The organism is Proteocatella sphenisci DSM 23131 (assembly GCF_000423525.1).
Lineage (GTDB): Bacteria > Bacillota > Clostridia > Peptostreptococcales > Filifactoraceae > Proteocatella > Proteocatella sphenisci.
Window position 1 is genome coordinate 37,200 of sequence record NZ_AUID01000023.1, and the last position, 6,564, is coordinate 43,763.

A 6,564-nucleotide genomic window follows, 5' to 3' on the forward strand; every position below is an offset into this window, starting at 1 on the left:
AAAAATACTTTTCAAAAAAAGTATTTCAAAACAAAGGAAGCAAGGCTTGTAAACTTGCTTCCTTTGTTAAAAATATATATTTTTTTAACTAAGCTGTTTTAGAACCTCTCCCAGCTCATTTATTTTTGATTCATATTCACTTAAAGAACCTTTTTTAAGCGCTTCTTGTGCTTCTTCGTATAGCTTGTTTGCATAGGCTATGGTACTTAATTCACTCTGAGTCCCTGAAGGTAAAGCATCAGGTCCATTTTCATCTATAATGTCCACAGGATTTCCTTCGTCGTCCACCACACTTCCTGCAAGCACTTCACCAGAATCTTCAGGCTTGCCAAAAATCTTTTCAAGTGCCTTGTCCAAAGTTTCTTCCATGACAACCTTATCATTGTATCCAACTATTATCCTTTTCACTTCAGGTATAGCATTTTCTGAAGCTGCTCTTATATAAAGCGGTTCAACATATAATATTGAGCTTTTTATAGGAATTGTCAGGATATGTCCTCTTAAAACCTGAGATCCACTGGTATCCCATAGTGAAAGATCTTTTGAGATCATGTCGTTGTTACTGAATCTGGCTTCCATCTGCTGAGGACCAATTATACTCTTATCTTTAGGGAAACTGTAGAGCACCAGGTCTCCATAGGCCTCTCCATCATTTCTTCCAACAAGAAAAGCAGTCATGTTCTGTTTCTGTTTTGGAGTATAAGGTATACTCAATACAAATTCTGCTTTTTCTTCTTTAGGAAGTTTGAATGTGAAATAAAGTGATTCCATAGGCACTGTCTCACCTTCGTAAGCTTCGACTGGTATATCCCACTTATCTTCTCTGTTGTAGAATACATCAGGATTGCTCATGTGATATGTCGCATACATCTGTGCCTGAATATCAAACAGAAACTGAGGATATCTTATGTGTTCTCTTACAAACTGAGGCATTTGATCCATGGCTTTAAATAATCCCGGGAATATCTTTGAGTATGTCTTTATTATTGGATCACTTTCATCAGATATATAAAAATCCATTGTTCCATCATAAGCATCAACTACAGCTTTAACAGAGTTTCTTACATAATTGACATTACTCTCCTCACTGAAAGGTTCGGAATATGGGTAGGCATTGGTAGTTGTGTATCCATCAATTATATAATGCACTCTGCCATCTGCTATTACAGCATATGGATCTTCATCAAATTTTATGAAAGGAGCTACTTTTTGTACTCTTGATTTTATATTTCTGTTTATAAGAATTTTTGAATCAGAGTTTATACCTCCGGATATAAGAATCTTAAGGTCTCTTTCTCTTGCCGCAAACAAGGCTCTGTTGAACAGGCCTAATTCTATTCCACCTTGTCCGTCATACTTTGTCATTTCGTTTGAATCACCCTTTGGATAATCAAACTCCATTTCATTTGTATTTACTATTACATAGTCATTTGTAAGCTCTCCAAAATATACCTGAGGTTTTGAAAGCTTAAGCGCTTCAGCATTTGTGCTGACCGGTACATTTTTGAGTATCATGTTTGGTTGCCCTGAAGGATTAAGCTGATTAACCGGTGCTACAGTTGCCCCGTAACCATGGGTATATTTGAGCTTAGTGTTTATCCAGGTTCTTGCATTAGCTTCCAGTTTTTCTTTATCTATCTCTCTTATCGAAAGAAATACCTGGGTAATCTTTCCATCAATTACGTATCTGTCTATGTCTACATCATGGAAACTGTAATATCCTCTTAAACCCTGAAGCTGGTTAAATGCTTCTTTTGTAGGTCTGTAGTCATTAAGACTTATATTTGTTATGGTTTCTTTATTATTTATGATATCATCAACCGTAAGGTTTTGATCTACTTCAAAATCTCTTATCTCGACATCATCTATACCATAAGCCAGGTTTGTATATTTTATTGTATTTTGAATATAGGGTCTTTCTTTAGAAAGTTCATCTGGCGCAACTATAAGACTTTGCGTTGCTATCTCTGCTCCAGCACCAAGAAGTGTAACTATTACAAGTGCCGAAATTCCTCCCAGTACAAGTTTTTTGCTATCACCTTTTTTACTTCCAAAAAGGAGCACTCCAGCTATTGCAACCGACACAACCGCTTTTATTCTGTAGACCCAAAGTGTTACTTTTACATCCGTGTATCCTGCTCCATATATTGCTCCTCTTGCAGAGTAAAGCAGTTCATAAGTCGAAAGTACATTTCTTAGAGCAAGCACAAGGAAGAATACAACCCCTATTTTAATGATAATAGACAAACCCATCTCAAGGAGTTTGTTCATCGATTCTTTGTTTCTCATTTCAGGATACATATCTCTTATATTGTCATCGTGCATGCTATGTTCGTCTCTCGCCGGAGGATCTTGTCCTATCAGCACGGCAAAATACACTGCTGTTATTATGACTAAAGATATAAGTGCATTCAGCGCCAGAGCAAACAAGTTGTTCACAAGCGGAAGCTTGAATACATAAAAAGATATGTCTCTGTTATACAGAGGATCTGTAATACCAAAAACCGTGCTGTTTATAAACTTTAATATGTCCATCCAGAAAATGTTTGATATTGAAAATGCAAATAATATAGATACTATTGCAACTGCAATATTTTTCATTTTACCAGAACGTTTATCCACTTCTGGATCAGGTATAATGTCCATAGTATCATAATATTTTTTCTTTATCAGTTTCAGGTATATAGTCAGAAATATATAGAAAAACACAAAGATAGGTGCTCCCACTATAAGCTTGGAGAATACCATTTTTAAAAATGTATCTGTATATCCGACTTCTCTGAACCAGGAAAGATCCACAAGAAAGCTTATTATGGTTCCAAAAAACGCAAAAATCACTCCTATTGCTGCAATAAGTATCAACATGCCTGTCTGTTTTACATCAAATTTTCCAAAGGAAAAAGATTTAATCTTCATAAGCTACCCTTCTTTCGTTTTGCGGTTCCTTTAATCAAGTCATTATATATTGCCATGATCATTTATATCTTAACATAAATTTTATACCCTTTAGTTAATATATTACTCATGAAAATTACAACTCTTATTAATTAACTATTTTTTATTTGAATAATCAAAAGGCACAATGATATCATTGTGCCTGATTTTACTATTCTACTGAGTATGGTAAAAGTGCCAGATTTCTAGCTCTTTTTATAGCTACTGTAAGTTTTCTCTGTGCTTTTGCAGATGTTCCCGAAACTCTTCTTGGAAGTATCTTTCCTCTTTCAGAGATATACTTTTTAAGAAGTGAAACGTCTTTGTAATCTATCATGTTTATCTTGTCGCCTGCAAATGGATCTGCTTTCTTTCTTCTTCTTTTCATGCCTCTTTGTGCTGCTGCCATGACCAAACCTCCTTTTTAAAATGGTACGTCATCGTCTTCAAGTGCCCTGTATCCTTCGTCATCCAGTCCTTTTGGAGAAAATCCTTCTGGTGTCTGGAAACCGGATGGTTCAAATACATCTGAACCAGCATTTGAAAACCCTTGACTTAAATCAGTTCTTGGTGAAGCTGCCTGAGCTTTTTCCAAGAATTGAACTGTATCGGCAATTATTTCAGTTACGTATCTTTTTTCGCCGTTTTGATTATCGTAACTTCTGTTCTGGATCTGACCTTTTATCCCAACTAATCTTCCCTTAGAAATATAATTGGCACAATTCTCTGCAATTTTTCCCCATACTACTATGTTAAAAAAATCCGTCTGTTTCTGGCCATCCTTCGATGTAAATGGTCTGTCTACTGCAATTGCAAATGTAGCTACAGCTTTTCCTGTTGAAGGAATATATCTTAGCTCAGGATCCTTGGTAAGTCTTCCAATCAGTATTGCAACATTCATAGTTTACCTCTTACTTCTCATCCAAGTTGATTATCATGTGACGTATAACACTGTCGCTGATCTTAAGGTTTCTATCAAGCTCCTTAGGTATCTCTGTGCTTGCTTTAAAGTTTACAAGAACATAGAATCCTTCGTTTAGCTTCTGTATTTCGTATGCAAGTCTTCTTGCTCCCCATACGTCAACCTTATCAACCTCTCCAGATGTTTCAATTATCGCTTTTACTTTGTCAAGTACAACAGTTTTTGCATCATCCTCAATGTTTGTTTTTAGTACATAAATCAATTCATAATTTTTCATTACATTTCACCTCCCTTTGGACTATACGGCTCTTAATGAGCAGAAAGATGAGAACCGAAACTTTCATTCCTTCGCATTATATGCGCAAATCTCATACCGCAGTATTATAACATAAATATTTATTGCATGCAAATATTTTTTCTGATTTTTATTAATAATCCTCGTTTACATAAGGTTCTCTATGTGGCTCATACAAGTCCTCTTCATAATCATACTGAAAACTTTTCTGATTGTTTCTGAATTCACTCAGTGGTTTTTGCTTGAGGCTCTCTTGAGATTTTTCTATTTCCAGTTGTTTAATTATAGTCTCTATGTCTATTTTTCTTATCTTTTCCATTTTTTCTCCTTGCTTGTATATATTCCACCTTTAAATTTAAATCCCTTCTTTAATTACAGTTTATATTTCATATATTTTTTTGTCAAGGTAAAAACCTATGTACACCCGCATTGTTTTGGGTTAAAATAGGTTTAAAGAATGAATTGAAATCCACGTTGAACCATATAAGGAGGCTATTATGAAATTAAATATTTTGCACAGTCTTGAAATAATGCAGGATTATGATTCCTATGTTATCCCGTTCACTTCTCCTGCTCTTATGCCAGAGTTTTTTGAAGAAGATTTCTGTGATCTTGTAAAACCTTACCTGGATTCAGAACTTTTCAAGGCAAAAAAAGGAGAGATATACAGTTTTACATCATTTTTTAAAGGAACCAGCAAGCACGTCAATATCATACTTGCAGGTTTTGGAGAAGAAAAAGACCTAAGTATTGATGTACTCATGAATGGTTTTGGAAAAGCTGTCACAGCTCTGCAGACCCTCAAGGCTAAAAAACCTCTTGTTTTCATGGAAAATATTGCCCCTTGCGTAAACAAGGTAGACTCTTTTCTAAAGTCATGCAAAGCCATGATTCTTGCTGAATATGCTTTTGAAAGATATCAGACTAAAGAAGACAAGACACACAGAATTGATTCGCTTGATATATACTCACAATATTACGAGGCTCCTCGCTGTGAAAAAAGAGCTTCCATACTTGCTGAAAATACAATAATTGCAAGAGATCTGGTAAATGAACCTGCTAATTTCATGAAGCCTGCTGATCTTGCTCAAAAAACAAAGGATCTTCTTGATGGACTCAATCTTGACATCAACATTTACGACGAAGATGCCATAAGCAAATTTGGAATGTCTGCATTCCTGTCTGTAGCAAAAGGATCTTCTTCAAAACCAAAACTTATAGTTGTAAATTATAAAGGTAACAAAAATTCAGACGAGAAACTTGCCCTCGTAGGCAAGGGACTTACCTACGACAGCGGTGGGTACTCAATCAAACCTACAGACAGCATGATGACCATGAAAACAGATATGGCTGGTTCTGCTGCAGTTATAGGAGCTATAAAATCCATAGCCGAGGCTAAACTCAAGGTTAATGTAGTTGCCATTATTGCTGCATGTGAAAATATGATTTCTGGAGAAGCTTATCTTCCAGGTGATTTAATTGGATCTATGGCTGGAAAATTCATAGAAGTGGTTAATACAGACGCCGAGGGAAGACTCACCCTTGCTGATGCAGTAACTTTTGCACAAGAAAATGAAAAGGCTACTAAAATCGTAGATATAGCTACTCTTACTGGAGCTGTCCTGTCAGCACTGGGTCTTGATTATGCAGGTGTCGTAACTAACAATGATGAATTTTATAAATTAATTGAAAAAGCTTCAAAAATGTCAAACGAAAAAATCTGGAGGCTCCCTCTGGACGACAGCATAAAAGATAAAAACAAATCTGATATAGCTGATCTTAAAAATTCTGGTGGAAAATATGCCGGTTCAAGTACTGCAGGTGCATTCATAGGAGAATTCATAAATGATACTCCATGGGTTCATATAGACATAGCAGGAACTTCAGCTGCAGAAAAAGATATTCCTTACTGCAGAAAAGGCGGAACTGGATATGGCGTAGAGCTTCTTTTTGATATAGCATCTCAGATTAGATAATAAATTTCAATTTAATTTAAAGGGGCTGTCGGAGAATGACGTTTTTGACCCCTAAACTTTAATAATTAAAAATCCCAGATTATTCAACATCTACAAAAATGTAGAGAACCGAATAATTTGGGATTTTTTTGTTTGATTTAATATTTATTGTATGACAAAAAAGCCATTTGATATTTTCTCATGACTCATAAAAATCTGATAGGATTAGGCTGTTTTTGCTTCGTAGGTTTTGATTTTTTCCTTCGCGAAGCGATAGTATTTATTTAAATTTCTTCCTACAGCGTATAAAAGAAATTCTTTGTATACTTTTTCAGATGTACGATGGTTAAATCTTCTGAAATTATCATTTTCTTTGATATCTCCAAAATGACCTTCGGTCTGGATAGAACGTATCTGACGATAAAATATACCTTTTTCACTTTGGATATTATTATTAG

7 protein-coding genes are annotated in these 6,564 nt (G+C 35.3%); 1 reads left to right on the forward strand and 6 read right to left on the reverse strand.

Annotated features, from left to right (window positions below):
• Positions 1-84 precede the first annotated feature (84 nt).
• The 5 genes from G558_RS0109300 to G558_RS0109320 all read right to left on the reverse strand — a co-directional run bounded on the left by G558_RS0109300 (position 85) and on the right by G558_RS0109320 (position 4,470).
• A complete protein-coding gene (locus G558_RS0109300; RefSeq protein ID WP_084502877.1) occupies positions 85-2,916 on the reverse strand; it encodes a UPF0182 family membrane protein in 2,832 nt (943 codons plus the stop codon).
• 190 nt (positions 2,917-3,106) lie between these two features.
• Complete coding sequence (rpsR, locus tag G558_RS0109305) at positions 3,107-3,343, reverse strand: 30S ribosomal protein S18 (protein WP_028829925.1); 237 nt, start codon at positions 3,341-3,343, stop codon at positions 3,107-3,109.
• 15 nt (positions 3,344-3,358) lie between these two features.
• On the reverse strand, positions 3,359-3,835 hold the full coding sequence (locus G558_RS0109310; RefSeq protein WP_028829926.1) for a single-stranded DNA-binding protein: 477 nt from the start codon (positions 3,833-3,835) through the stop codon (positions 3,359-3,361).
• Between the two features lie 10 nt (positions 3,836-3,845).
• Positions 3,846-4,133: a 30S ribosomal protein S6 gene (gene rpsF / locus G558_RS0109315; protein ID WP_028829927.1), complete on the reverse strand. Its 288-nt coding sequence runs from the start codon at positions 4,131-4,133 to the stop codon at positions 3,846-3,848.
• A gap of 151 nt (positions 4,134-4,284) precedes the next feature.
• Positions 4,285-4,470 carry a hypothetical protein gene (locus G558_RS0109320; RefSeq protein WP_036931864.1) on the reverse strand — a complete coding sequence of 62 codons (186 nt, stop codon included), beginning with the start codon at positions 4,468-4,470 and terminating at the stop codon, positions 4,285-4,287.
• A gap of 178 nt (positions 4,471-4,648) precedes the next feature.
• Here G558_RS0109320 and G558_RS0109325 point away from each other — a divergent pair, with 178 nt between their 5' ends.
• Entirely contained in the window at positions 4,649-6,127 is a 1,479-nt protein-coding gene (locus G558_RS0109325; RefSeq protein ID WP_028829929.1) for a leucyl aminopeptidase, read from the forward strand.
• 204 nt (positions 6,128-6,331) lie between these two features.
• On the opposite strand, the gene G558_RS0109330 is transcribed toward G558_RS0109325, so the two are convergent.
• A partial coding sequence (locus G558_RS0109330) for a transposase (protein WP_028829930.1) occupies positions 6,332-6,564 on the reverse strand: 233 nt, incomplete at its 5' end.